The sequence below is a fragment of the Massilia sp. AB1 genome (genome assembly GCF_018119385.1).
In the GTDB taxonomy this organism is placed as follows: Bacteria; Pseudomonadota; Gammaproteobacteria; order Burkholderiales; family Burkholderiaceae_D; genus Telluria.
Window position 1 is genome coordinate 1 of the sequence record NZ_JAGKSG010000019.1, and the last position, 24,655, is coordinate 24,655.

The 24,655-nt window shown below is 67.6% G+C and carries 21 protein-coding genes; 10 read left to right on the plus strand and 11 right to left on the minus strand.

What is annotated here, in order from left to right; all coding sequences use genetic code 11:
- Positions 1-107 precede the first annotated feature (107 nt).
- On the minus strand, positions 108-1,280 hold the full coding sequence (locus J8847_RS12590) for a DegT/DnrJ/EryC1/StrS family aminotransferase (RefSeq protein ID WP_229512773.1): 1,173 nt from the start codon (positions 1,278-1,280) through the stop codon (positions 108-110).
- Positions 1,281-1,408: 128 nt separating this feature from the next.
- On the opposite strand from J8847_RS12590, the gene J8847_RS12595 reads away from it, so the two are divergent.
- From J8847_RS12595 to J8847_RS24515, 3 genes are all read left to right on the plus strand, one after another.
- A complete protein-coding gene (locus J8847_RS12595; RefSeq protein WP_211525061.1) occupies positions 1,409-2,995 on the plus strand; it encodes an acyl-CoA ligase (AMP-forming), exosortase A system-associated in 1,587 nt (528 codons plus the stop codon).
- On the plus strand, positions 2,992-4,224 hold the full coding sequence (locus J8847_RS12600; protein ID WP_211525062.1) for a pyridoxal-dependent decarboxylase, exosortase A system-associated: 1,233 nt from the start codon (positions 2,992-2,994) through the stop codon (positions 4,222-4,224). The genes J8847_RS12595 and J8847_RS12600 overlap by 4 nt, the downstream gene beginning before the upstream one ends.
- A 159-nt stretch (positions 4,225-4,383) precedes the next feature.
- Positions 4,384-5,589: a GNAT family N-acetyltransferase gene (locus J8847_RS24515; RefSeq protein WP_211525063.1), complete on the plus strand. Its 1,206-nt coding sequence runs from the start codon at positions 4,384-4,386 to the stop codon at positions 5,587-5,589.
- 84 nt (positions 5,590-5,673) lie between these two features.
- Here J8847_RS24515 and J8847_RS12610 read toward each other — a convergent pair whose 3' ends face one another.
- Genes J8847_RS12610 through J8847_RS12655 form a run of 10 tightly spaced genes read right to left on the minus strand, consistent with a single transcriptional unit; the run spans position 5,674 to position 18,771 of the window.
- Complete coding sequence (locus J8847_RS12610; protein WP_211525064.1) at positions 5,674-6,891, minus strand: TIGR04063 family PEP-CTERM/XrtA system glycosyltransferase; 1,218 nt, start codon at positions 6,889-6,891, stop codon at positions 5,674-5,676.
- A gap of 5 nt (positions 6,892-6,896) precedes the next feature.
- A complete protein-coding gene (locus tag J8847_RS12615) occupies positions 6,897-8,813 on the minus strand; it encodes an XrtA/PEP-CTERM system amidotransferase (RefSeq protein WP_211525065.1) in 1,917 nt (638 codons plus the stop codon).
- Entirely contained in the window at positions 8,801-9,979 is a 1,179-nt protein-coding gene (locus J8847_RS12620) for a TIGR03088 family PEP-CTERM/XrtA system glycosyltransferase (RefSeq protein ID WP_211525066.1), read from the minus strand. The genes J8847_RS12615 and J8847_RS12620 overlap by 13 nt, the downstream gene beginning before the upstream one ends.
- Positions 9,979-11,508, minus strand: a complete 1,530-nt coding sequence (gene xrtA / locus J8847_RS12625) for an exosortase A (protein WP_229512775.1) — start codon at positions 11,506-11,508, stop codon at positions 9,979-9,981. The genes J8847_RS12620 and xrtA overlap by 1 nt, the downstream gene beginning before the upstream one ends.
- Entirely contained in the window at positions 11,508-12,761 is a 1,254-nt protein-coding gene (locus tag J8847_RS12630) for a TIGR03087 family PEP-CTERM/XrtA system glycosyltransferase (protein ID WP_211525068.1), read from the minus strand. Before J8847_RS12630 ends, xrtA begins: the two co-directional genes overlap by 1 nt.
- Positions 12,761-13,645, minus strand: a complete 885-nt coding sequence (locus tag J8847_RS12635; RefSeq protein WP_211525069.1) for an XrtA system polysaccharide deacetylase — start codon at positions 13,643-13,645, stop codon at positions 12,761-12,763. Before J8847_RS12635 ends, J8847_RS12630 begins: the two co-directional genes overlap by 1 nt.
- Positions 13,642-14,709 (minus strand): XrtA/PEP-CTERM system-associated ATPase, encoded by a 1,068-nt coding sequence (locus tag J8847_RS12640; RefSeq protein ID WP_211525070.1) that lies wholly within the window; start codon positions 14,707-14,709, stop codon positions 13,642-13,644. Before J8847_RS12640 ends, J8847_RS12635 begins: the two co-directional genes overlap by 4 nt.
- Before the next feature lie 14 nt (positions 14,710-14,723).
- Positions 14,724-16,301, minus strand: a complete 1,578-nt coding sequence (locus J8847_RS12645) for a TIGR03016 family PEP-CTERM system-associated outer membrane protein (RefSeq protein ID WP_211525071.1) — start codon at positions 16,299-16,301, stop codon at positions 14,724-14,726.
- Entirely contained in the window at positions 16,282-17,214 is a 933-nt protein-coding gene (locus J8847_RS12650; protein WP_211525072.1) for an XrtA-associated tyrosine autokinase, read from the minus strand. The genes J8847_RS12645 and J8847_RS12650 overlap by 20 nt, the downstream gene beginning before the upstream one ends.
- 21 nt (positions 17,215-17,235) lie before the next feature.
- Complete coding sequence (locus tag J8847_RS12655; protein ID WP_211525073.1) at positions 17,236-18,771, minus strand: XrtA system polysaccharide chain length determinant; 1,536 nt, start codon at positions 18,769-18,771, stop codon at positions 17,236-17,238.
- 411 nt (positions 18,772-19,182) lie between these two features.
- Between J8847_RS12655 and J8847_RS12660 the strand changes: the two genes are divergently transcribed.
- The 7 genes from J8847_RS12660 to J8847_RS12690 all read left to right on the plus strand — a co-directional run bounded on the left by J8847_RS12660 (position 19,183) and on the right by J8847_RS12690 (position 24,651).
- Positions 19,183-19,941 carry a serine protease gene (locus J8847_RS12660; RefSeq protein ID WP_211525074.1) on the plus strand — a complete coding sequence of 253 codons (759 nt, stop codon included), beginning with the start codon at positions 19,183-19,185 and terminating at the stop codon, positions 19,939-19,941.
- Between the two features lie 156 nt (positions 19,942-20,097).
- Positions 20,098-20,712 carry an XrtA/PEP-CTERM system exopolysaccharide export protein gene (locus J8847_RS12665; RefSeq protein ID WP_211525075.1) on the plus strand — a complete coding sequence of 205 codons (615 nt, stop codon included), beginning with the start codon at positions 20,098-20,100 and terminating at the stop codon, positions 20,710-20,712.
- Between the two features lie 188 nt (positions 20,713-20,900).
- On the plus strand, positions 20,901-21,557 hold the full coding sequence (locus tag J8847_RS12670) for a hypothetical protein (protein WP_211525076.1): 657 nt from the start codon (positions 20,901-20,903) through the stop codon (positions 21,555-21,557).
- 21 nt (positions 21,558-21,578) lie between these two features.
- On the plus strand, positions 21,579-21,827 hold the full coding sequence (locus J8847_RS12675; RefSeq protein WP_267876279.1) for an HPr-rel-A system PqqD family peptide chaperone: 249 nt from the start codon (positions 21,579-21,581) through the stop codon (positions 21,825-21,827).
- The gene (locus J8847_RS12680) at positions 21,821-22,738 is read left to right on the plus strand and encodes an HprK-related kinase A (RefSeq protein ID WP_211525078.1); all 918 of its coding nucleotides are present in this window, start codon (positions 21,821-21,823) and stop codon (positions 22,736-22,738) included. Before J8847_RS12675 ends, J8847_RS12680 begins: the two co-directional genes overlap by 7 nt.
- A complete protein-coding gene (locus J8847_RS12685; RefSeq protein WP_229512787.1) occupies positions 22,738-23,823 on the plus strand; it encodes a nucleotidyltransferase family protein in 1,086 nt (361 codons plus the stop codon). The genes J8847_RS12680 and J8847_RS12685 overlap by 1 nt, the downstream gene beginning before the upstream one ends.
- A gap of 102 nt (positions 23,824-23,925) precedes the next feature.
- Positions 23,926-24,651 carry a GAF domain-containing protein gene (locus J8847_RS12690; RefSeq protein ID WP_211525080.1) on the plus strand — a complete coding sequence of 242 codons (726 nt, stop codon included), beginning with the start codon at positions 23,926-23,928 and terminating at the stop codon, positions 24,649-24,651.
- Positions 24,652-24,655: the final 4 nt, after the last annotated feature.

Sequence of the window (24,655 nt, forward strand, 5' to 3'; positions counted from 1 at the left end):
AAGCACGGCGGAGCCGCCGGCGGCGGCGTGCAGGGCGGCCCAGTCGCCGCGATGGGCGCCGAATTCGCTGGCCGGCGCCAGGGTCCAGCTCATGTTCGTGCGCTTGCTCATGCCAGCACCGCCCTGCGCAGCGCGCCGGCCAGCCACGCGGCTTCGCGGTCGTCCAGTTCCTGGTGGCAGGGCAGGCCCAGCACATGGCGCGACAGATAGGCGGCGTGCGTACATGCCGCCGGGTCCATGCCTTCCCACAGCGGATAGCCGAAGCGGGTCAGGGGGACGCCGTCCGCCAGCAGGCGCCGCGCCAGGCCGTCCGGGTCCTCGGCCACCAGCGGGAACAGCCAGGGGCAGACGCCTTCAGGCAGGGATGCATGCAGCGGCCGCACGCCGGGCAATCCTTGCAGCGCCTGCTGCAGCCGCAGGTAATGCTCACGGCGGCGCGCCGCCACCCGCGCCGGCGACGACAGGGCGAGGATCAGGCGGGTGCAGCGCGAGGCGCGCTTGTCGGCCCAGGCCGGGTCGAAGCCGTAGCCGCTGTCGGAAGACGCCGGGGCCAGCTGGGCGCGCGGCGGCCTGCTGCGCTTGAGCGCGCGCCAGGCCAGGTCCTTGGCGCGCAGCGGCAGCCACAAGGCCGCGCGCAGGGCGCCCAGGCGGCCGAAACTGAAGCCGCGTTCCAGCGTGTTGAAAGCGGACTTCAGCTCGAAGCCAGGTCCGGCCGGGAGCAGCCTGAGCGCGGACAGGTCGCGGCGCGCCGAGATCAGGGCGCCGCCCTCGTACAGGGGCAGGAATTTCATGATGCTGGCGGCCGCGTAGTCGCCCCAGGAGCCCAGCGGCCTGCCTTCGTGCTCGCCGATGAAAGCGTGGGCGCAGTCTTCCAGCAGGGCGATGCCGCGCGCGTCGCACAGGGCGCGCAGGGCGGCCAGCGGCTGCGGAAAACCGAAGAAATGGGTCGCCACCAGCACCCGCGTGTGCGGGGCGATGCGGGCGGCGATGTCGTCCAGGTCGGCCTGGCCATCCGGACCGACGCGGTAGAACAGGGGCAGGGCGCCGCGCCACAGCACCGGCGGCACCATCGAGGCGCTGTGGTAGGCAGGCAGCAGCACGCTGTCGCCGGCACCGACGCCCAGCTCGCGCAGGGCCAGGGCAATCGCAACCCGGCCGCTGGTGACCAGGCGCGCTGCGCCCGCGTCGAGCACGGTGAGGGCGCGCGCGCCGCCGTCCCGGCGGAAGGAAGCCAGGGACAGCACCGGCGCGAGCGGAATGGCGGGACGATTGGAGCGCATGTCGGCAAGCATGGCCCAGTATAAACCGGCGGCCGAAAATTGCCACGCACCGGCGTCGCCGTGCGCCTGGACTGCGGCCGATGGTAAGATGACGGACTGCGGCGCGCGCCGCGTTTACCTTGTTTGCCATGGCCGACCTGATTCACGACTTCATCTTCGCCGCCGCCCGCCGTTCCCCCGCCGCGCAAGCCCTGGTGGACGGTTCCCGCCGCCTCGACTATGCCGCCCTGGCCGGCGCCGTCGAGCTGGCCGCGGGCGCCTTCCTGGCGGCCGGCGTGCGGCGCCGCGAACGGGTCGCGGTCTACCTCGACAAGCGGATCGAGAACGTGGCCGCGATGTTCGGCGCGTCCCTGGCCGGCGCCGTCTTCGTGCCGGTCAATCCCCAGCTCAAGGCGGCCCAGGTGGCCCACATCCTGGCCGACTGCAACGTGCGCGTACTGGTGACGTCGGCCGAGCGCCTGGCGCAGATGGAAGCGGCGCTGGCGGATTGCCCGGACCTGCGCAGTGTGTTCGTCACCGGCGCGGCATCGGCCCCGGCCTCGCCGTCCGGGTTTGCCGTGCACGCCTGGGAAGCGGCGCAGACCCCGCCCGCGCCCGATGCGCTGGCGCAGCGGCGCGCCATCGACGCCGACATGGCCGCCATCCTCTACACGTCAGGCAGCACCGGCAAGCCGAAGGGCGTGGTGCTGTCGCACCGGAACATGGTGGCCGGCGCGCAGAGCGTGGCGTCCTACCTGGACCTGCGTGCGGACGACCGCGTGCTGTCGGTGCTGCCGCTCAGCTTCGACTACGGCCTGAGCCAGCTGACCTGCGCCTTCCTGGCCGGCGCCACCGCGGTGCTGATGAACTACCTGTTCCCGAAAGACATCCTGCAAGCCGTGGTGGGCGAGCGCATCACCGGACTGGCCGCGGTGCCGCCGCTGTGGCAGCAGCTCGCCGCCCTCGACTGGCCCGCCGGCTGCAGCCTGCGCTACCTGACCAATTCCGGAGGCGCCATGCCGCGCACCACGGTGGAGGCGCTGCGGCGCGCGCTGCCGCGGGCCGAGCTGTTCCTGATGTACGGCCTGACCGAGGCTTTCCGTTCCACCTACCTGCCGCCGTCGGAGCTGGACCGCCGCCCCGATTCGATGGGGCGGGCGATTCCGAACGCCGAAGTGATGGTGGTGCGCCCGGACGGCACGCCCTGCGCGCCGGACGAGCCGGGCGAGCTGGTGCACCGCGGCGCGCTGGTGTCGCTGGGCTATTGGAACGATCCGGCGCGTACCGCCGAGCGCTTCCGTCCCGCGCCCGGCCAGCCGCCGGGCCTGCCGCTGACCGAAATGGCGGTGTGGTCGGGCGACACCGTGCGCATGGACCGCGACGGCTACCTGTACTTCATCGGGCGCAGCGACGACATGATCAAGGTGTCCGGCTACCGGGTCAGCCCGACCGAGGTCGAGGAGGGCGCGTACGCCACCGGCCTGGTGGCCGAGGCGGTCGCCTTCGGCGTTCCCCACCCTGCGCTGGGCCAGGCCATCGTGCTGCTGGCCCTGCCGCGCGAGCCGGGCCTGGACGGCGCCGCCCTGCAGCGCCAGTGCCAGCGCCAGCTGCCCAGCTGGATGGTGCCGGCGCACGTCGTGCTGGCGCATGCGCCCTTCCCGCGCAACCCGAACGGCAAGCTCGATCGCAAGAGCCTGCGCGAACCCTATCTCACCCTGTTCGATCAACCAGCATGACGTCCAAGCCCCTCCACGCCAGCCAAACCCTGTTTCCGGTCGCCGACGGCTGCCTGCAGGTCGGCGGCATCGCCTTGCCGCGCCTGGCCCAGCGCGTCGGCAGCACCCCTTTCTATGCCTATGACCGCGCGCTCCTGAGCGCGCGCGTGGCGCACGTGCGCCGCCACCTGCCGCAGGAAATCGCCCTGCATTATTCGATGAAGGCCAATCCCATGCCGGCGCTGGTGCAGCACATGGCGGGCCTGGTCGACGGCATCGACGTGGCGTCCGGAGGCGAGCTGAAAGTCGCCCTCGATACCGGCACCGATCCGTCCCGCATCAGCTTTGCCGGTCCCGGCAAGCGCGGCGCCGAGCTGCTGCAGGCGGTCGCCGCCGGCGCCTGCGTGCATGCGGAATCGGAGCGCGAGCTGCGCGCGCTGGCGCAGATCAGGCGGGAGACCGGCATCGCGCCGCGCCTGGTCCTGCGCATCAATCCGGACTTCGAGCTGAAAGGATCGGGCATGCGCATGGGCGGCGGCGCCAAGCAGTTCGGCATCGACGCCGAGGACGCGCCGCGCGTACTAGGGCTGGCGGCCGAACTGGGCCTGGAAGTGCTGGGCTTTCATATCTTCAGCGGCTCGCAAAGCCTCAAGGCCGAGGCCATCATCCAGGCGCAGGCCCAGACCCTGGAGCTGGCCCGGCGCCTGGCCGCGGCCAGCGCCGATCCGGTGCGCATCCTGAACCTGGGCGGCGGCTTCGGCATTCCGTATTTTCCCGGCGAGCAGGCGCTCGACCTGGCCCCGATCGGCGCGGCGCTGGCGGCGGCGCTGCCGCAGGTCCGGGAGGCGCTGCCGCAGGCCCGCCTGTCGATCGAACTCGGACGCTACCTGGTGGGCGAGGCAGGGGTGTATGTCGCGCGTGTGATTGAACGCAAGGTCTCGCGCGGCCAGGTCTTCCTGGTCACCGACGGCGGCCTGCACCACCATCTGGCGGCATCCGGCAACTTCGGCCAGGTGATCCGCAAGAACTACCCGGTCGCGATCGGCAACCGCATGGACCAGCCGGCGGGAACGCCGGTCTCGGTCGTCGGGCCCCTGTGCACGCCGCTCGACCTGCTGGCCGACCAGATGGCCCTGCCGGATGCCGAGGCGGGCGACCTGGTGGTGGTGTTCCAGTCCGGGGCGTATGGCCGCTCCGCTAGTCCGCAGGACTTTCTCAGCCATCCCGAAGCGGTCGAAGTGCTGGTCTGAACAGGGGGCACGTACCGCCCCTATGATGTTGCGCAGCTGACACACAAAAAAATGCATGTAGGATTTGTCTGACGCAAGGTTACAATGGCGAGGGTCAATACGATAACCTTTAGTTAACCGCTCCCGGCCACCAAGACGAATCCTTTAGGCAGCCAGTCAGTGAACAATCCAATTGCTAACCGAGACTTCCCGATCGAGATCGACATCCGTGCGCTGCCGGCTGAACTCAAGGAGGAATTCGATTTCGACGTGTGCCGCAGCACGGCGGACCTTGCATGTCCAGTACTGGACGATGCCTGGAACCGGATGCTGGAAACCGGGCGCAGCCCGGAAAAGTTTTATCAGATGCCCGCTTTCGTACGGTCCAGGAACAGCGGGCAATATCTGGAAAAGCACTGGGAGCTGGTGACGGTAAGACGCCGCAGCGATGCAGCCGTCGTCGGTATTCTTCCTTTGCGCAAAGGTGAGCAAGAAGTTGGCTTGCACCTCGGTTCGATTTGCCTGTTCAAGTACAAGATCAAGGTATTGCAGCTGCTTGGCAGCGTACCTCTGTTGCATCCGGTCGAAGAGCGCTTGTTCGGCTTCGTTCTGAGTAAGCTGCTCGAGCGGCATCCGGATTGCCAGGCCTTGTCCATGCAGGCCGTGCCGCTGGAACTCATCGGTGAATTCCGGGATGTCAAAGGCTTGTCCTGTCACGTCCTGCATGGCTGGCGCGAGTGCCATACGGTTCCGCTGCCGGATACGGTCAGCGAATATCTTCAGAAATTCAGTTCGAAGAAGCGGTATAACCTGTCGCGGCAAATCCGCCTGCTGTCCAAGGAAGCCGGCGAGGCTCGCCTGGTCCGCATCACGCAGCCCGACCAGGTCGCGGACCTCATTGCAGCGCTCAAATCCCTGCCTTCCGGACAACAGCACGCGACACCGGCGCTGCAGACGGAGCTGGAAAACTCCGCGCGCAACGGGTTGCTACTTTCCTACCTGCTCCAGTGCGGCAGCGAAACCGTCGCTGCGATCATTGGCAGTTCGGGTGAAAAGGTCTGGCATGTCCATAACATCCTTTGCAAGGACAAGTACCTGGAGTTGTCGGTGGGGACGAGCATCACCCATTTGGCCATGCAAGATGTCATTGAAGACCTGTCTTTCAAGCTTGTCGATTTCGGGTATGGAACGCCGAACCAGGAATACCGTTCGACGCATGTCCTGAAAAAGCGCGCCCAGGTCTTGCTGTGCCGCAGCCGCAGCCTCTTCAATGCGATGTTCGTCATCCAGAATATGCTCGGCGCGCTGAATAAAACGATGGTCGAGCGCATCAAGAAAACGAGCAAGGAATTTCGCCGGAGGGCGCAGAAGCCCGGGAAACCGTAATGCAAGGCGCCCAGCCTTGACATTGCCGCCGCCTGGGGGAGTGCCCCTGGCGGCGTTGCTGGCTGAAAGCGGCGGGTTTCGCCTTCAGGCCGCTTTCAGTCCGGTCACCCGGCCGTAGATCTGCTTGTAGCGCGCCACGCTGACCGGCCAGTTGCGCTCGTTTTCCACGTATTCCCGTCCTGCCTTGCGCAGCGCCGGCCAGTCGGTCCGGGCTTCGAGCAAATCGCCGACCTTGCTGGCCAGGGCCTGGGGATCGTCGGGTGCGAACAGGACGCCGGTCTTGCCGTCGGTGATCAGTTCGCGGTGTCCGCCGACCCCGGAAGCGGCCAGGATGCGGCCCTGGGCCATGGCCTCGAGCGGCTTGAGCGGGGTGACCAGGTCGGTCAGGCGCATCGACAGGCGCGGGTAGACCAGCACGTCGAGGAGATCGTAGTAGCGCTGTACCTGGTCGTGCGGCACGCGGCCCGTGAACACCACTTTGTCGCCGATGCCGAGTTCCTTCGCCAGCTGGCGCAGCTGGGCGTCCTGGGGACCGCCGCCCACCAGCAGCACCCGCAGGTCGGGGGCGCGCGCGCACAGCGCGGGCACGGCGCGCAGCAGCACGTCCAGGCCTTCATACGCGTAGAAGGAGCCGATGAAGCCGATCAGGCGGTTGTCCTGCAGGCCGAGCTGGCGCTTGAGTTCCAGGTCCGGCTGGCCGCCGACGGCGAACTTGTCGATGTCGACCGCGTTCGGGATCACCGTCACCTTCTCGGCCGGGATGCCGCGCCCGAGGATGTCGCCGCGCAAGCCTTCGCAGATGGTGGTGACCGCATTCGCGCGCTTCAGGGCATAGGTCTCGAGCGCGCGCGTCAGGCGATAGCGCAGGCCGCCCTCGCTGCTGGTGCCGTGGTCGACCGCGGCGTCTTCCCAGAAGGCGCGCACTTCGTACACCACGGGAATGCCGAAGCGGCGGCCGGCGCGCAGGGCGGCGATCGCGTTCAGGCAGGGGGAATGGGCATGCAGGACGTCGGGCTTGATGCGCGGGATGATCTCGGCCAGGCGCTTCTCCAGGCCGCGGATCACTTCCAGCTGGTTCAGGACCGGCATCTTCGCCAGGATGCTGCGCGAGCGCGGGGTGCGGAAGAAATGCAGGCCGTCCGCGGATTCCTCGGGCAGGTCGTTGCCGCCCTGGTGCTTGGCGCCGGTGACATGGAAGGTTTCCCAGCCGAGCGCGCGCTGTTCGCGCAGGATGGAACGGGTGCGGAAGGTATAGCCGCTGTGCAGCGGGATCGAATGGTCGAGGACGTGAAGAACACGCATTGCTGTCAGCTCCGGATGGCGGCGGTCGCGCCGTTCTTGCGCAGGAAGGCTTCGAACATCAGCACGGCCCACAGCGCCGTGCTGTGGTCCTTGGTGCCGGCCTGGTGTTCGTCCAGCATCTGCCTGAGGTACTTGTCGTTGAAAATGCCGGTATCGAGCAGCATCGGGTTGAGCACCGCGCGCTCCAGGGACTCGCGCAGCGGTCCGCGCAGCCAGGACGCAAGCGGAATCGAGAAGCCCATCTTCTTGCGGTACAGGATGTCGTCCGAGAGATAGGGCTGGAGCGCCTTCTTGAAGATGTGCTTGCCCTCGCCGTTGCGCAGCTTGCACGAGGACGGCAGGCCCGAGACCCATTCCACGAACTTGTGGTCCAGCAGCGGCACGCGCACTTCGAGCGCATGCGCCATGCTGGCGCGGTCGACCTTGGTCAGGATGTCGCCCGGCAGGTAGGTCTTCATGTCGACGTACTGCAGCAGCGAGAGCGGGTCGTCGGTCGGCGAGTTGGCGGCGTGGGCGCGCATGACTTCCGCCGCGCGGTAGCCTTGCAGGCGGGCGCGGAAGGAGTCCGAGAACAGCTGGTCGCGCACCCGGTCGACCAGGATCGACACGCCGTGGAAGTAGCCGTCGACCAGGTCGCGCGCCAGGGCCTCGAAGGTGGTCTTGGCGCGGAAGATGCGGGGCGCCCAGTCGGCCTTCGGGTAGGCCGCGCCGAGGAAGCCGAATACCGGCTTGCGCAGGGCCAGCGGCAGCATCGAGCGCACCTGCTGTTCGCCCATCGCCATGCGGTAGCGGCGGTAGCCGGCGAAGTTCTCGTCGCCGCCGTCGCCCGACAGCGCCACCGTCACGCGCTTGCGGGCGAGCTGGCATACGCGGTAGGTCGGGATCGCCGAGCTGTCGGCATAGGGCTCGTCGTACAGCCCCGCCAGCAGGTCGACCAGGCCGTAGTCGTCCTTGTCCACGGTCTCGGACTGGTGGTTGGTCCGGTACTGCTCCGCCACCTGGCGCGCGTAAGTCGATTCGTCGAAGGCCGGGTCGTTGAAGGCGATCGAGCAGGTGTTGACCGGATCCTTGGACAGGCCCGCCATCATGGCCACGACCGCGCTCGAATCGACGCCGCCGGAGAGGAAGGCGCCCAGCGGCACCTCGGCCTCGAGCTGGCTCTCGACCGCTTCGCGCAGGCGCGTCACCAGCTCTTCCTCCATCTCGCGCTCGCCCATCGGCGCATGCGGGGTGAAGGGCAGGTCCCACCAGCGGCGCGGGCGGGCGGCGCGGCCGTCGGCGCCCACGTGCAGGGTCAGGCTATGACCGGGTTCGAGCTTGAAGGCATCCTTGAAGATGGTGCGCGGTTCCGGCACGTAGCCGTAGGCGAAGTATTCCTCGACCGCGCGCGGCTCGATGGTGCGAGGCAGCTCGGGGAAGGACAGCAGCGACTTGAGCTCCGAGCCGAACACCAGGGTGCCGTCCGGCAGGAAGGCGTAATGCAGCGGCTTGATGCCGAGGTGGTCGCGCGCCAGGAAGAAGGTGCGTTCCTTGCGGTCCCAGATCGCGAACGCGAACATGCCGCGCAGGTGGCGCACGCAGTCGTCCCCCCACTGTTCCCAGGCGTGCACGATGGTCTCGGTGTCCGACTGGGTGCGGAAGGTGTGGCCGAGCGCCTTGAGCTCCGCCATCAGTTCGCGGAAATTGTAGATCTCGCCATTGAATACGGTGACCACGCTGTGGTCTTCGTTGAACAGCGGTTGCTGGCCGCTGGCCAGGTCGATGATCGACAGGCGGCGGTGGCCGAAGCCGACGCCGGGTTCGAGGTAGACGTCGCCCTCGACGGGGCCGCGGTGGAACTGGGTCTGGTTCATCCGCTCCAGCACCGCGCGATCGATGTCGCGCGTGCCGCGCGGGTCAAAAATGCCAACTATTCCGCACATGGTCGGGTGATTTCTTCTGAGTTGATGGTGACGTCGCGCAGGCGGTCGTAGAGGGCCGTATAGGCGCCGACCATTGCCGCGACACTGTAGTTGCGCTCGATACGCTCGCGCGCCGCGATCCCGTGCGCGCGCAGGCGCGCCGGATCGTCGAGATAGGCGCCGAGGGCGGCCGCCAGCGCGACCGGGTTCGACGGCGGCACCAGGGCGCCGGTGGCGCCCTCCTGCACCACGTCCGGGATGCCGCCGACGGCGCTGGCCACCACCGGCAGCCCGCAGGCCATGGCTTCGAGCAGGGTGACCGGCGTGCCTTCGGCGATCGAGGACAGGGCGAACACGGAGAAGCCGCGCATCAGGTCCGCCACGTCGCTGCGCGCGCCCGGCATCCAGACCAGGTCGGCGACTCCCTGTTCCCTGGCGCGCCCGGCCAGGAATTCGCGCAGCGGGCCGTCGCCGACGATGGCCAGGCGCAGCGCGCCGCGCTGCTGCGGCCGTTCGCGGCACAGCAGGGCGAAGGCATCGATCAGGCCGGCCTGGTCCTTGACATCCTGCAGGCGTCCAACAGTGCCGATGACGAAGGGCGCCGCCGCAAGCGGCCAGGGCGGCTCGGCCACCGCCAGTCCGGGCGCGTAGCGCGCCGTGTCCACGCCGTTCTGGATCAGTTCGGTCTTGCGCGCGGGAATGCCGACCAGGCCGGTCAGCCAGTTCTCCAGGTCGCGCGAGACCGGGATGTAGCGGCCGATCCAGGGCGCCAGCGCGCGGCGCAGGAAATTGTGCTTGCGGTTGCGGCCTTCCGGATCGCTGGCGTCGCGCCCGTGCTCGGCGTGGATGCGCACCGGCACGCCCGCGGCCCAGGCCGTGAACGCATATTCGGCGCAGGCGAAGTTATAGGTGTGGACGATGGCCGGGCGCAGGCGGCGCAGCAGGCGCCACATGGCCAGGTGGATACCCAGCCCGAGGCCGGGCGGCTTGTGCAGCGCGAACAGCTCGACGTCGGGCTTGGCGATCCTGTCCGCGAACTCGGTATAGCCGGTCAGGCACACGATCGCGTGGCGGTAGCGCGCGGCAGGCATGTGGTTGATGCAGTCCACCAGCAGCGTTTCCAGCCCGCCGAAGTCGAGCCGGTAGATCACGTGCACCACCAGCGGGCGCTGGTCCTTTGCAGCCATCAGCGTCCCCGTGCGGCCCCGAGGCTCGCTTCGAGCGGCGCCAGGTTGGCGTCCAGGAAGGCGCGCAGCGCAGCGCGCGCGCTGTCCGGATTCTCGCCGAAGGGCGCCGCCACCATGACGGCGGCGCCGTCGTCGCCGCGCAGCAGCAGCGTGGCGCGGGCCTGGCGCAGCTTGCCCTGGACGTCGCTGGCGGTGAAGCCGCCATCGACCCACAGCCAGTGCCAGACCAGGAACTGTCCCTGCGGGCCCTTGATGCGGGTCTCGCGCAGCGCCAGGCTTCGTCCGCCGACGCGCTCTTCGCGCCCGCCGGAGGCCACTTCCAGGAATTCCTTGCGGGTGCCTACGCGGTTGGTCGAGCTGATCAGGATCTTGCCGCGCTCCTGGTTGCGGTAGTACAGCACCTGGAGATTGACCGGCTGCGCGCCCGGGGCGGCATAGGTGCCGCGCAGGGCGGCGTCGGGATCCATGAAGCTGGGCTGCCAGGCGGTCCAGGCCGGCGCCTGGCTCCAGGCAAGGCGCTGGGCGTCCAGGCGGACCGGCGCCGGGTTGTGGTTGGCGCGATCGGCATAGGCCGCCAGCGCCGGCCAGACGGCGCAGGCGAGGACGGCGGCCAGCGCCACGCCCGCGATCGGACGCGCCGGCACGGCCGGTGCGTCGGCCAGGACGCCGGCCGCGGGCTCGGACTGGTCTTCGCGCCAGTAGCTGCCGATCCAGAACATGATGAACATCACCAGGCCGAAGAACAGCCAGCCGTAGATCAGGTGGTCCACGCCGGTGGCCAGTTCCATGCCGCTGAAGTGGCCGATCATCACGATCATCACGGCGCGCAAGCCGTTGGCGACGATCGGCACCGCGATCGACAGCCCCACGAACACCAGGCGGCGCGTCAGGCTGCGATAGCTCAGGTAGGCGTACAGGCAGCCGAGGGTGACGGAAGAAATCAGGTAGCGCACGCCGCTGCAGGCCTCGACCACCGACCAGTTCCCGGTCGGCAGCTCGAAGTAGGTGCCGTTACGCAGCACCGGGATGCCGAATGCGCGCACGGCGGCCACGGTGAAGTCGGCGGTGAAGTTGATCAGGTGCGGAACGAAGGCTTCGCCGAAAGGCACCGCCAGCAGGATGAAGGCGAGCGGGAAGGCGAGCGAGCGCGCCAGCTGCCAGCCCAGCACCGCCACCGCGCTCAGGGGCAGCATGGCGGCGAAGGCGTATTGCATCGCGAATTGCACCTCGCCCAGGCGCGCCAGCAGCCAGCCGGCGCCGCACAGCGCCAGCAGGCCGACTGCGGGCCAGCAGGGCGCGACCGGAATCCGCTTGAAGACGGCGCGACGGGTCCAGATCAGCCACAGGCTGATGGGCAGGATGGCGTAGCCGTGGGCGAAGGTGTCGGAGCTGTTCCAGATCGAGACGATCGAGGCGGCGGTGCCGAAGTAGAACAGGAAGGGCGCGAGCAGCGCCATGGCGATCAGCGCCACGCTGGCGCCGGGGATGGAGGTGCGCACTGCGCCGGCCAGCGCCGGTTGGTCGTTCATCAACATTCGAGCCTCTCTTCGATGCTTGACAGGTGGGCAGGCCAGCTATAGCGGCGTTCGACGCAGGCGCGCGCCGCGCGGCCCATGGCGTCGCCGGGCGTACGCAGCAGGGCAAGCAGCCGGCTTGCGTGGTCCTCGGGCGCATCGGCCACCACCAGTTCGCTGCCCGGCGTGGCATCGATGCCTTCGAACGCCTGGGGAGAAGCGACCACGGGGCGCGCCATCGCCATCGCTTCGAGTACCTTGTTCTGGATGCCGCGCGCAATGCGCAGCGGGGCCACCGCGACCGCGGCGTGCGCCACATAGGGCCGCACGTCGGGCACGCTGCCGGTGACGGTGATGCCGGGACGGGCGGCAAGCGCCTGCACGGCCGGGGCAGGGCGGGCGCCGACGATCACCAGGCGGGCACGCGGCTCCCCGGCCAGCACCAGCGGCAGCACGTGGTCGGCGAACCACTGGACCGCGTCGATGTTGGGCCAGTAGTCCATGGCGCCGGTGAATACCATGGCCGGGCCGCCCTTGCCCTCCGCCTCGTAAGGATTCGGATAGGCACGGTCCGGGCTGAAGTACTCGGTATCGACGCCGTTGTTGAAGAATCCGATGCGGTCCGCGCTTTCGGGAGCGAGCTGGCGGAACAGCTCCGCCTCCGGTGCGGACACGAACAGGGAGGCGTCGAAGCGCGCCGCCACCTGCCGCTCGTAGGCGAGCAGGCGGCCCGCCTCGTGGCGGTACAGCCAGCTCATCGGCCAGGACTTCTTGTCGGCGTACTGGCGCCACTTGTCGGAGTCGACGTCGCAGAAATCGATCACCCGGCGCGCCGCGGCATGGGAGTCGGCGTACTGGGCCATCGGCGAGCAGAACACCACGATGCGCCCGACGCCGTGCTCGCGCACCGTGCGGTCGACCCAGGCCTGCATGCCGGCGTCGCGGTAGAAGCCTTGCGAGATCGAGCCGCCGGCGGCGAGGCTGCCCATGCCGCGCAGCCGGCCCTGGAGCGGGCCGAGGCGGACGAAGTGGCTGCTGGCGCACATCGCCTCGACCGCCGGGACGTGCTGCCAGTCGTCGGGATCGTCGATGAAGGTCGCCAGATGCACGCGATAGCGCTGCGCCAGGTGCTTGAGCAGGTTGTAGGAGCGGATCTTGTCGCCCTTGTTGGGCGGATAGGGGATGCGGTGCACCAGCAGCAGCAGGTCGGCCCGGGCCTGCGCCGGGGCCGCGGGCTGCTTGTCCAGCACTGCGTCGGTCAGCAACATCAGCGGCGCTCCAGGAAGATCCGGTCCATGCGGTCCCACGCGAAATCGCGCGCCAGCGCTTCCAGCCGCGACTCCATGCGTGCGATGTTGACGTAGTGGCGGAAGCGCGCCTTGGCGCCCAGTCCTTGCGGACGCGGCTGGCCGGGATCGAGTTCCCAGGGATGGAAGTAGAACAGGGCTGGTTCGCCGTCCTCGCGGTTGACCTTTTCCATCATCCAGCGCGACAGGGCGTAGGGAAGCAGGCGGAAGTAGCCGCCGCCGCCGGCCGGCAGGTTGCGTCCGCCCATCCGGACCGTGGTGACCGGCACTTCCAGCAGGCTGTCGGGGCCGTTCGGATAGAAGGCGAAGCGCGGCGCGTCCGGCATGCCGTAGTGGTCGTGGGCGATCGGGTAGATGCTGGAGCTGTAGCGGTAGCCGGCCTCGTGCAGCGCGTCGAGCGCCCACAGGTTCTGCGCGCCGATCGAGAAGCTTGGCGCGCGGTAGCCGAGGACCTCCTGGCCGCCGATGTCTTCCAGCAGGGCCTTGCTGGAGCGGATGTCGTTGTCGAACTCGGCGCGGCTCTGGTCCGAGGCGCGCAGGTGGCCGTAGCCGTGGCTGGCCAGCTCGTGGCCGCCGGCGACGATGCGGCGCACCAGGTTCGGATAGCGCTCGGCGATCCAGCCCAGGGTGAAGAAGGTGGCGCGCACGCCGTGGCGCTCGTACAGCGCCAGGATGCGGTCGACGTTGGCCTCGACCCGGCATTCGCGCGCATCCCAGCTGTCGCGCGAGATGTAGGGGGCGAAGGCGGAAACCTGGAAGTAATCCTCGACGTCGCAGGTCATGGCGTTGCGGATGCGCTCGCCCGGGGCGGGACGCGGCCTTGCTGCGGGGGTGTGCATCTTCATTCCTGGTTGTCCATGTGCTGGGCCGGCGCGCCGGGCGGCGCGGCGACGATTTTCTTCAGGATCGACAGCACCGAGACGATCGATTTCTCGAGGCGCATCATGCGCTCGTCGAGCAGTTCCACGCTGGCGCCGCCGGTGCGGCGTTCGCCCAGGCGCAGTTCCTCGCCGGCGCCGAGCAGGTCGGCGCCGTTGGCGCCGGCATGGGCGGCGCGCGCCCCATTTGCGGCGCCCGGGATCTCGGTCTCGGGCAGCTGGTATTCCTCGGAGATGTCGCGCACCACTTCGTTGATGTGGCTTTCCGCGAAGGCGTGCAGCTCTTCCAGGTAGCCCATCAGCAGGACGCGGTCCATCAGGGTATTGGTCTTGCGCGGGATGCCGCCGCTGTAGCCGAAGATCGCCGCATGGGCGCCGTCGTCGAAGGACGGGTCGCCCTGCCAGCCGACCGTGGCCAGGCGGTGCTCGACGTAGGCGCGGGTTTCCTGCGCATCCATCGGGCCCAGGTGGTAGCTGGCGATCACGCGCTGGCGCAGCTGCTGCATGCCGGGGCTGTGCAGGGTGGCGCGGAATTCCGGCTGGCCGAGCAGGAAGGTCTGCAGCAGCGAGCGGTCGTCGGTCTGGAAGTTGGACAGCATGCGCAGCTCTTCGACGGTGCGCGCGTTCAGGTTCTGGGCTTCGTCGATCACCAGCAGGGCGCGCTTGCCCTGGCGGTCGACCGTGCGCAGGAACTGTTCCAGGCGGTTGAGCAGCTCGGCCTTGCTGGCCCCTTCGTAAGGCAGGCCGAAGCTCGACACCACCATGCGCAGCGTGTCTTCCGGATCGAGGCTGGTGTTGACGATATGCGCCGCGACGATCTGGTCGGTCGGGATCTTGTTGAGCAGGTTGCGCACCAGGGTGGTCTTGCCGGCGCCGACCTCGCCCGTGATGACGATGAAGCCTTCGCCCTGCGACAGGCCGTACTCGAGGTAGGCCATGGCGCGCTTGTGGCCCTTGGAGCCGAAGAAGAAGTGGGGGTCGGGGCGCAGCTGGAAGGGCTTGGCCGACAATCCGTAGTAGGTTTCGTACATCGTTGTTCTTCCGGTTAAAGCTTCATCGACAGGCTTGCCGAAATGGCGTTTTCCGAGTAGGTCCCGCTATTGCCGACCCCGACGTCGCCGCTGCGGCGCCGCATTTCCACCGTGCCCAGCATGCGCTCTCCATAGCGGCGGGTCAGGCCCACCCGCAAGGTGCGCTGGTGGTTCACCAGGCCGGTCGTCAGCGACTGGCTGCGCTGCACGTTCCAGCCGCCGATCACGCTGGAACGGCTGTTCAGCTGGCGGGTGAAGGTCGCATCCAGGCCACGCTGGCGCACGTTGGTATTCAGGTTGCTCAGCTGGCTGCCCAGCAGGTCGCTGTCGCTCTGCGCATCCGTCAGGGCGATGCGCTCGTTCGCATACAGGCTCAGCACCGCGCTGCTGCGCCCGAGCCGGTAGGCGCTGGTGGCCTGCAGCGACTTCTGGCGCATGTAGCGGTTGCTCAGGAAATTCACGCTGTCGGCCAGGCTGGGCGGCAGGCCGGTGGCCTGCATGTAGGCCGCGACCACGCGCTGGCGTTCGACCGGATCGGGGAAGGAGGCCGAGAACAGGCGGTCGAGCAGTGCGGCGGTGTCGATCGTGGTGGGCAGCAGGAATTGCTGGCGCGAGGTCGTCACCGCGTCGCTGTAGCTGACGCTCCACACCGTCTGGCGGCTGCGGTGGCTCGCCAGCAGCGAACCGGTCTGGCCATAGTAGTGGCGGCCGAGCGAGGCTTCGAGGCTGGTGCGGGCGCCCGGCTTCCAGGCGAAGCCGGCCGACCAGTTGCGGCCCTCGTCCTTGTTGTCACTGCCGAGGCCGCCGAAATCGTAGCGGTCGTAGCCGGCGGTGGCGGTCAGCGCCAGGCGCGGCGAAATGCGGTAGCTCAGGTTGCCGCGCAGGGACTCGGTCGTGGATTCCCCGTAGCGCGCGGAATCCAGGTCCTGGCGGTAATAGTTCAGTCCCCAGCCGACGGTGTCGAAGTTGCTGCCACTGGCCAGGCTCGCGCTGACGGCATCGCTGTCCGACTTGTAGAAGCCGTTCCGCACGGCGTCGCCCAGCACGCTGCCGCCGGCCGAGTCGACCGCGTCGCGCGTATAGCGCAGCTGGGCGCTGGCGGTATTGCCGAAGCGGTGCACCAGGTAGGGGCTCACGCTCCAGGTCTCGATCTCGGTACGGTTGCCGAGCGAGTACAAATCGGTGCTCAACTGCGGGCCGAAGGCGGAGGTGCTGCGCTGGCCGCGCGAAGTGGAGGCGTCGATGTACAGCAAATCCTCGGACAGGATGCCGCGCAGGGCGCCGCTGTACTGGCGCTGGTTGTCGGTGGTGCGGTTGCCGACGTCGTGCAGGAAGGCGAACTGGTGCCACTCGGCGCTGGCCGACACGTTCAGGCGCGGCGAGGTGCCGATCACGGTCACTCCGGGGGCCAGCTGGGCCACCAGTTCACTGCGCTTGCGCTCGTCGGCCTGGAGATTGATGTTGTCCGTGTAGGTGACGCTCGTCGTCAAGGTCGGGACGACACGCCAGCCGGCTTGCGCCGGCAGCGCCAGCAGCATGGCTGCGGCCAGCGGCGCCAGGCGCGGCAGCCGCTTAGCCGTAGTGATAGTCATACGTCTCTTCGATGCCCGGGATGTCCCTGGTCTTGTTATAGATGAGGTTAACGTTGTTCATGCCTTCCAGCTGGTGCAGCGCTTCCTTGACCGCGTGCTGGGTCGTGGTCTGGGCTTCCACCACGACCACGATCTGGCCCATGTGGCTGGCCAGCACGCGCGATTCGCTGGTCAGCAGCAGCGGCGGCGAATCGAAGATGATGACGCGGTCCGGATAGCGGTTGGCCAGTTCGTTCAGCATCGCGCTCATGGTCGAGCTGGCCAGCAGTTCGGTGGCGCGCGAGGTGCTGGTGCCGGCCGGCAGGATGGACAGGGTGTCGACATTGGTGCGCAGCATGACGTCCGACAGGTCGAGCTTGTCGTCGAGCAGGATGTCCATCAGGCCGCGCTGGGCCGGCAGGCCGAGCGTGCGCAGCACCGAAGGACGCGCCACGTCGGCGTCGACCAGCAGCACGGTGTGGTCGAGTTCCATGGCGATGCTCATCGCCAGGTTGATCGCGCAATAGGTCTTGCCTTCGCCCGGCAGCGAGCTGGTCACCATGATCAGGTTGGCCGGCTTGTCCTTGGGACCGCGCTCGGCAAAGGCGCGCTGCAGCAGCGGGCGCTTGATGATGCGGAATTCCTCCAGCAGGGCGGTGCGTCCGCCGGCGGCGGTGACCATGCCCGTGTCGCGCATGCGCGCCAGGTCCAGGTCGACCTTGCGGGTACCGGCGCGGGAGCGCGCCGGCGCCTCGGCGGCGGGCGCGGCCGCAGGCGCGCTGTCCGGCAGGGGGACGGCGGCCGGCGCGGCCGCGACGGCGGCGCCATGCTCCGGCGCGTAGCCGGCGGCATCGGCCGCCGGGGAGAAGGTAACGGGGGCGGCGCTCTGGCGCTGCTTGTCGATGCGGCTGGCCGCTTTTTCAATGATGCTCACATTCGCTCCTTGGCAACGGCCTTACATGTTGGGACGGACGAGGATGGCGGCGACGCCGGCCCCATAGGCGCTGAACAGCACCAGCACCGAGACGCCCAGCGCCACCAGGCGGCGCTTGCGGCGGACGGTCTGCTCGGCGGTCCAGTTCATGCTGATCGAACCGAGGATCGGCACGCCGGTCACCTCGCGCAGCGCCGCATGGCTGAGGAAGGTCGGGCGCAGCTGGCTCATCAGGAATGCACCGGCCAGGCCGGCGGCCAGCGCAGCGACGAACACGGCCGAGAACAGGCGCAGGCGGTTGGGGCCGGACGGCACCGGCGGCGCGGTCGGCGGCTCGATCACGCGGAAGGTCAGCATGTCGGTGGCCGAGGACAGGTCGCCCGAGAGCTTGGCCGATTCGCGGCGCTCGACCAGCTTCTGGTAGTTTTCGCGGTTGACTTCGTAGTCGCGGTTGAGCTGGGCCAGCTGGGCCTCGACTTCCGGCGCCTGGGCGCTCTGGTTGCGCAGCTGCGCCACGCGGGCGCTGTATTCGGCCACCCGCGCCTGCAGCGAGGCCACGCGCGCATCGGCTTCCGACAGCGCGACGGTGAGCTGCTGCAGCATCGGGCTGTAGCTGGCGCCCGGATCGGCGCTCGGCTTGCGGTTCTTCGCCTGCTCTTCCTTGCGCGCCTGCAGCTGCTCGAGCAGGCGGCGGTTGGCGACGATGTCCGGGTGCTGCTCGGTGAACTGGGTGCGCAGGGAATCCAGGGTCTTGGTGACGGTGGCGATGCGCTCTTCCAGCGCCGGGTCCACATAAGGCAGGCTGGGGCTGGCCCCGCCCTTGGCGCCGCTGCCGCCCGAAATCTGGCGGCGGATCGCATTGCGTCCCTGCTCGGCTTCGGCCAGCTCCAGGCGAGCCTGGCTCAGGGCTTCGTTGGCGGCGATCATGCGCGAGCCGAAGTCCGCGCCTTCGCGCGGCAGCATGCCGACGTTCTTGATCTTGAACTCCTTGAGCGTGTTTTCGGCCGTGGCCAGCTTCTCTTCGTAGCTCTTGATCTGGTCGTCGATGAACTGGACCGCCTTCTCGGAGTCCTGCTTCTTCCCGCCGAAGCTGCCCTCGACGAAGATGGTGAGGAAGGCCTGGACCACGTCCTTGCCTTCCTTGGCGCTGGGCGCCGTGTAGGTGATGGTATAGATGTCGTCGCGCTCGGTGCCCGCGATCTTGATGCGCGAAATCATGTCGTCGACCATCTTTTCCTGCTCCTTGCTGTCGCGCGCCTTGACGTCGAGGTCGACCATGCGCATGACGCGCTCGACGTTCGGACGGCTGATCAGGGTGCGGCGCATGAACAGCACCTGCTGGTCCAGGTTCGGCACCGTGGTCATGTTCGACAGCAGGGGTTTGAGGATGCTCTGGGTGTCCACGTAGACACGGGACGACACTTCGTACTGGTTCGGCAGCTTGAACACCACGGCCCATCCGGCCAGGGCGACGACCCAGGTGATAACGACGGCATGCCAGCGGTATTTGCCGATGGCTTTCAGAAATGTAAGGATCAGGGCTGTAATCTCGGCCATCTTGTCAGTCTCGCCAGTAAGAGCCCGGTGACGGGCTCAACTAATTAAAGATCTTGCATGATCGCTTGTACACTAAGCAATTGCAATTACGTATTTAGAAATTGCGGCTTTCCAGCTTCAGAGTGCAAACTGTTTGCAACAGAACTTCTGCAGTGCAACAAAATTTCAAGGACTTGCCCGTTTTCACCTCGAAATCTTGTTGCATTATCGCAAACATTCGGGCCGAAGAGTGATTGTATTTTTCTACACCCTTTGGCAGTGTTGCTTCAAGCTTAAGCAGGCAAGTCAGTAGCAATAGAATAATTCTGTTGCTGTACGTTAAACATGCTTATTGTAATGTTTAATGTTGGAAAGGGCCTACACGATTGGAAGTCTTTGGCAACAGGTTTACCGGAGAAATATGATATGCGAATGACAACAAGGCGCGCCACCTGCCTTTTGCTGGGCGGCCTGCTGGCCTGGCCAGCCCTGGCGGCCGGCCTGCCGGACACCGCTGCGGCAGTAAAAAGATCCGTGGTCGGCGTCGGGACTTACCAGAAGACGCGCAGCCCGGCGACCGTGTTCGTCGGCACCGGCTTTGTCGTGGGCGACGGCCTGAGCGTGATCACCAACGCGCACGTTGTCCCCGATGTCTTGAATGGCACCCGCGTGGAGGAGCTGGGCGTGGTGGTGGGCAAGGGCGAGCAGATCGCGTTCCGTCCAGCGACCCTGGTCGGCCTGGACCGGGAGCACGACCTGGCCCACCTGCGCCTGAGCGGCGCGCCGCTTCCGGCCGTGACGCTGGGGGACGACGCACAGGCGGTGGAGGGCCAGGAACTGGCCTTCACTGGTTTCCCTTTGGGAATGAATCTCGGCCTGTTCGCCGCGACGCACCGGGCGCTGCTGGCGGCCATCACGCCGGTGGTGCGTCCTTCGCTGAACTCGCGGGGCCTGGATGCGCGCGCCATCGCCCAGCTGCAGCGTTCTTCCTTCCAAGTGTTCCAGCTTGACGCGACCGCCTACCCGGGCAACAGCGGCAGTCCACTCTACGATCCGGCCAGCGGCGCCGTGCTGGGCGTGATCAATGCCGTGTTTGTCAAAGGCTTGAAAGAAAGCGCGATCAGCGCGCCCAGCGGCATCACCTACGCCATCCCGGTACGCCATGTCCACGCGCTCTTGCAACGAAAGTAAGCACGAGTATTTCAACGGTGCATGCATTTCCACAGGCCGCTGTTATACAATACCTACGCTTGTTAATTGATGTATAACATTTTTCAATCGCTAGACGATGTCGCGCAGGCAAGCCGCCGCGCGGCCGCGCGAAGGGGACTCGACGTGAGCAAACTGATGCATTTGACGAAATATCTCGTGGCCGCGGGCGCCGCCGGCTTCCTGCTGCTGTTGGGGGGCTGCGCCACCCCCGCCGCGCCAAGCCAGGCCGCGCTGGCGCCGGTCAATCCCGATTACCTCATCGGTGCGGGCGACAGTGTAAACATCATCGTCTGGCGTAATCCGGAAGTGTCGATGTCGGTCCCGGTACGCCCGGACGGCAAGATCACCACGCCGCTGGTCGAGGATCTCCAGGCCGCGGGCAAGACCTCGACCCAGCTGGCGCGCGACATCGAGCAGGCGCTGGCGAAATTCATCCAGCAGCCGGTGGTGACGGTGATCGTCACGAATTTCGTCGGCAACTACAGCGAGCAGATCCGCGTCATCGGCCAGGCGGCCCGTCCGCAAGCGTTGCCGTTCCGCCGCGATATGTCCTTGATGGATGTCCTGATCGCGGTCGGCGGCGTTACCGAATTTGCTGCCGGCAATAAGGCAACGATCGTGCGCACCGTCGACGGCAAACAGGAAAAGCTGCCGGTACGTCTCGACGCCCTGTTGAAGGACGGCGATATTTCGGCCAACGTGATGATGCGTCCCGGCGACGTTCTTGTCATTCCGGAAAGCTTCTTCTAATTCGTGCCTGTCGAACATTTTTACAACAGACAGGCCAGATGGATGGCGACTTGCCGCGCATAAGCGATTAGTATTTGATAACGCAGGTTTTTTTCGGACGGGTCTATCGAAGGCATGGAAATTGCTTGTAGAAAATGACTTGCCATTAAGAAATTACGGCATACATTTTTCCCTTAAGGATCTAGTTCATGGACAAAGATATCGGTTCCACGTCTGACGACAAGCGCACCCCGGGCACGCTCGGCGCACGCGGCGCGGCGCGCCGCCGGTTCGCCCGGGCAGGGGTGGGCGCGACCGGTATCGTCCTGACCTTGAGCAGCAAGGGCGCCATGGCCAATGCCTGTTCCTCGCCCTCCGGGTTCGTCTCGGCCTCGCTCAAGGGCAGCAGCGGCCCCGCCTTTTCCTGCGCCTCGAACGGTTCGCACGGGTACTGGAAGAACCACCAGGAGGAGTGGGGGATCACCGGCGTGAAACCCACCGACCTGTTCGGCGCCCATTTCGATACCGGCATCGGTTACGCGCACCTGAAGCAGATTCCCCTGATCGGCGTGCTCGACCCGAACGCCTACTTCGATGCACTCGCGCAGAAGGAAGGCAAGAAGAAGGGCGAAGTGCCGCCAGGTTTCGATCCGAACAATGTCGCGATGCAGACCATCGCCGCCTACCTGAATGCGCGCCAGGCCATGGCGACCGGGGCGCAGGGCGCGGTGCTGACACCCCAGGCAGTGAAGAAGATCTGGTCCGATTTCGTTTTCGATGGCAGCTACCTGCCCAGCCCCGGCGCCGAACGCTGGGGCGGCGCGCAGATCGCGTCCTACTTCGAAGGCACCTTCCTGCGCAAGTAGCCGGGAGAGCGGCGCTTGTCGATGTGGCGTGTCAGGTCCGGCCAGCAACTCTTGCATCGTTGCTGGGGCCATGAGTGCGTGCTGTATAACAATCTCTCTGGCAGCACCCACCTGCTCGATCCGGCCACGATCGATCTGCTGGCTTGCCTGGCCGAACAGGCCATGTCGCCGGCGGCGCTGGTGGACGAGGGCTATGCCGAGGCCGGCGATATCGGCGCCTTGCTGCGGGACCTGGAATTGCTTCACCTGATCGAACCCCTTCCATGCTGACCCTGGCCATGCTGGGCCGCGACACGGCCGTCCGGCGCCTGCGCGCCCAGGGCCTGCGCCTGCAGACCGGCCCCTTCGTCAACTGCATCCACAGCCCGCTGGATGGGCTGGCCGACCTGCTGCTGGCCATGTACGGCGACTACCCGGTCCTGTCCGACGAGGGAGTCGCGGACTTCCACCTGCGCCTCGTGCCGGGCCGGGGCCTGCGCCGCTGGCTCAGGCCCCAGGTGTTCTTCGAATACGCGGGGCAGGCGCCGTTCCAGCCCTTGCCCCGGGACCAGCTGTTTCCCATGCTCGAGTGGAGCCTGAACTGGTGTGTCTCGGCGCATGCGCAATCCTGGCTGATCATCCATGCGGCTGTCGTCGAACGCCATGGCAAGGCCGTGATTCTTCCGGCGCCATCCGGCTCGGGCAAGAGCACGCTGTGCGCGGCCCTGGTCAGCCGCGGCTGGCGCCTGCTGTCCGATGAGCTGACCCTGGTGCGGCTGGACGACGGCCGCATCGACCCCAACCCGCGCCCCGTCAGTCTGAAGAACCAGTCCATCGACATCCTGCGCGCGTTCGCGGCGCAGCAGGTGTTCACCGACCCGGTGGCCGACACCGTCAAGGGAACGGTCGCCCACATGCGCGCGCCCGCGGACAGCGTGCTGCGGGCGGGCGAAGCTGCCGAGCCCGCCTTCGTGGTGTTTCCGCGCTTTGCGGCGGATGCCGGCCTGGCGCTCGAGGAAGTGGCGCCCGCGCGCGCGTTCTTCCGGCTGGCGGAGAATGCCTTCAACTACAACCTGCTGGGCGCCGCCGGCTTCGAGGCCGTTGCCGGTGTCGTCGGGCGCTGCCGCAGCTACGATGTCAGCTACAGCAGCCTGGACGAAGCCCTGGGTGCGTTCGAGCGCCTGGTGGCGGGGCCGTGCTGATGGCCCGGCCGCTGCTCGTCACGGTCCTGGCAGAGCCCGCCCGGCTGCATGGGCTCGCGCCGGCGCAATGGGACCTCCTGCTGCGCCAGTCCGCCGCGTGCGGACTGCATGCGAGCCTGTATCACCTGGCGCTCGGGCAGGACGCCCTGGCGGGGATGCCCGAGCGGGCCAGGCGCCACCTGGAGTGGGCCGACCTGCGCTGGCGCGCTCATGGACGCGCGGCGCAGCATGAAGTCGCCTGCATCCTGGAGGCGCTGTCCGGCACCGGCGTCGCCCCGGTCCTGCTCAAGGGCGCGGCCTACGCCGCCGCGGGCTTGCAGGCGGCGCTGGGCCGCCGCTACGCCGACATCGACATCCTGGTCCCGAAAGAGCGCCTGCCCGATGTCGAGGCGGCCCTGATGCTGCATGGCTGGCGCACGACCGCACTCGATCCCTACGACCAGCGCTATTACCGCGAATGGATGCACGAGCTGCCGCCCATGAGCCATGCACAGCGTGGCAATACGGTCGATGTCCACCATGCCATCGTTCCCGAGACCGCCGCCGCGCGCCCCGATCCGGCCAAGCTGCGCGCAGCCGCGGTCCCGGTGCCCGGCCAGCCCGGCCTGTGGACCCTGTGTCCGCATGATATGTTCCTGCACAGCGCCGTGCACCTGTTCTGGGATGGAGAGTTCGAGCACGGCCTGCGCGACCTGTTCGACCTGCACCGCCTGGCGCTGCAATTCGGTCCCCAGCCCGGCTTCTGGGACGGGCTGGCGGCCAGGGCGCGCGAGCTGGACCTGGCCCGTCCGCTGTTCTATGCCTTGCGCTATTGCGTGCGCCTGCTGGGCACGGCGGTACCGACCGCGGTGCTGGCCGAGGCCGAGGCCGGTCCCGGCCGGCCCAAGGCCGCGCTGCTGGCGCTGATGGACGCACTGTTCCTGCGCGTGCTGCCGCCGCACCTGGGCTCCGCCGGCCCTGCGCGCCGGCTCGCCCACGGCGCCCTCTATGTGCGCGGCAACTGGCTGCGCATGCCGCCGCTGCTGCTGTCGCGCCACCTGTTCCACAAGGCCTTCCTGTCGCCCAGGCTTGCCGAAGCAGGTTGAACCGGCCTGAAGGGCTGGTGCACTGCGGAAGAATGGCATACTATTAACAGATTGCCCCTGCGGCCCTTGCGATTCATCCAACCTATCTCGCGGACAGGACACATGGAAACAGCGGACAAGCTGGTACGCCTGCAAGACCTGCGCCAGTTCCTGGCCGGCGGCAGCCTGGAGGAAAGCCTGCAGCGCCAGGCCGAGCAGGCCGCGCTGCTGGTCGGCGCCGACCACTGCTCGATCATGCTGATCAACAGCGGCAGCGGCGAGGAAATGCGGATGAGCATGTATGCGCGCCACGGCGACTTGCCGGACGCGGCCCTGCATGCCTCGATCGGCACCGGCGAGGGCATCTGCGGCCACGTGCTGGCCAGCGGCGAGGCGCTGCTGGTGGAAGACATCGGCCGCTCGCAGTTCGCGCTGCTGGCGCGCCGTCCCGACGCGGCCGGCCGCGCCCTGATGTCGGCGCCGGTGCGCATCGGCGAAAAAATCATTGGCGTGGTCAACGTGTCCGGGGCAAGCTTCGACCCGCTCGACCTGCCCCTGCTCGACATCGTGGCCACCCTGATCGGCAAGTCGATCCAGGTGGCCCAGCTGCAGCGCGTGCTCGACTCGCGCTTCGCCCAGCTGGCCCTGCTGCAGGAAGCCCAGCTCAAGGTGGGGGAGCAGGTGCGCACCGCCTACCAGAACCCGGAGGACGTGGCGCGTATATTGGCGCGCGCCTTCTTCCGCGAAATGACCAAGGCCGGCTTCGCTTCCGGCCAGATCGTCAGCGCGGCCACCGAACTCATCGATCAACTCAATCATCAATTGCAGGCGGGCGGACAATCCGCCTGAAGAG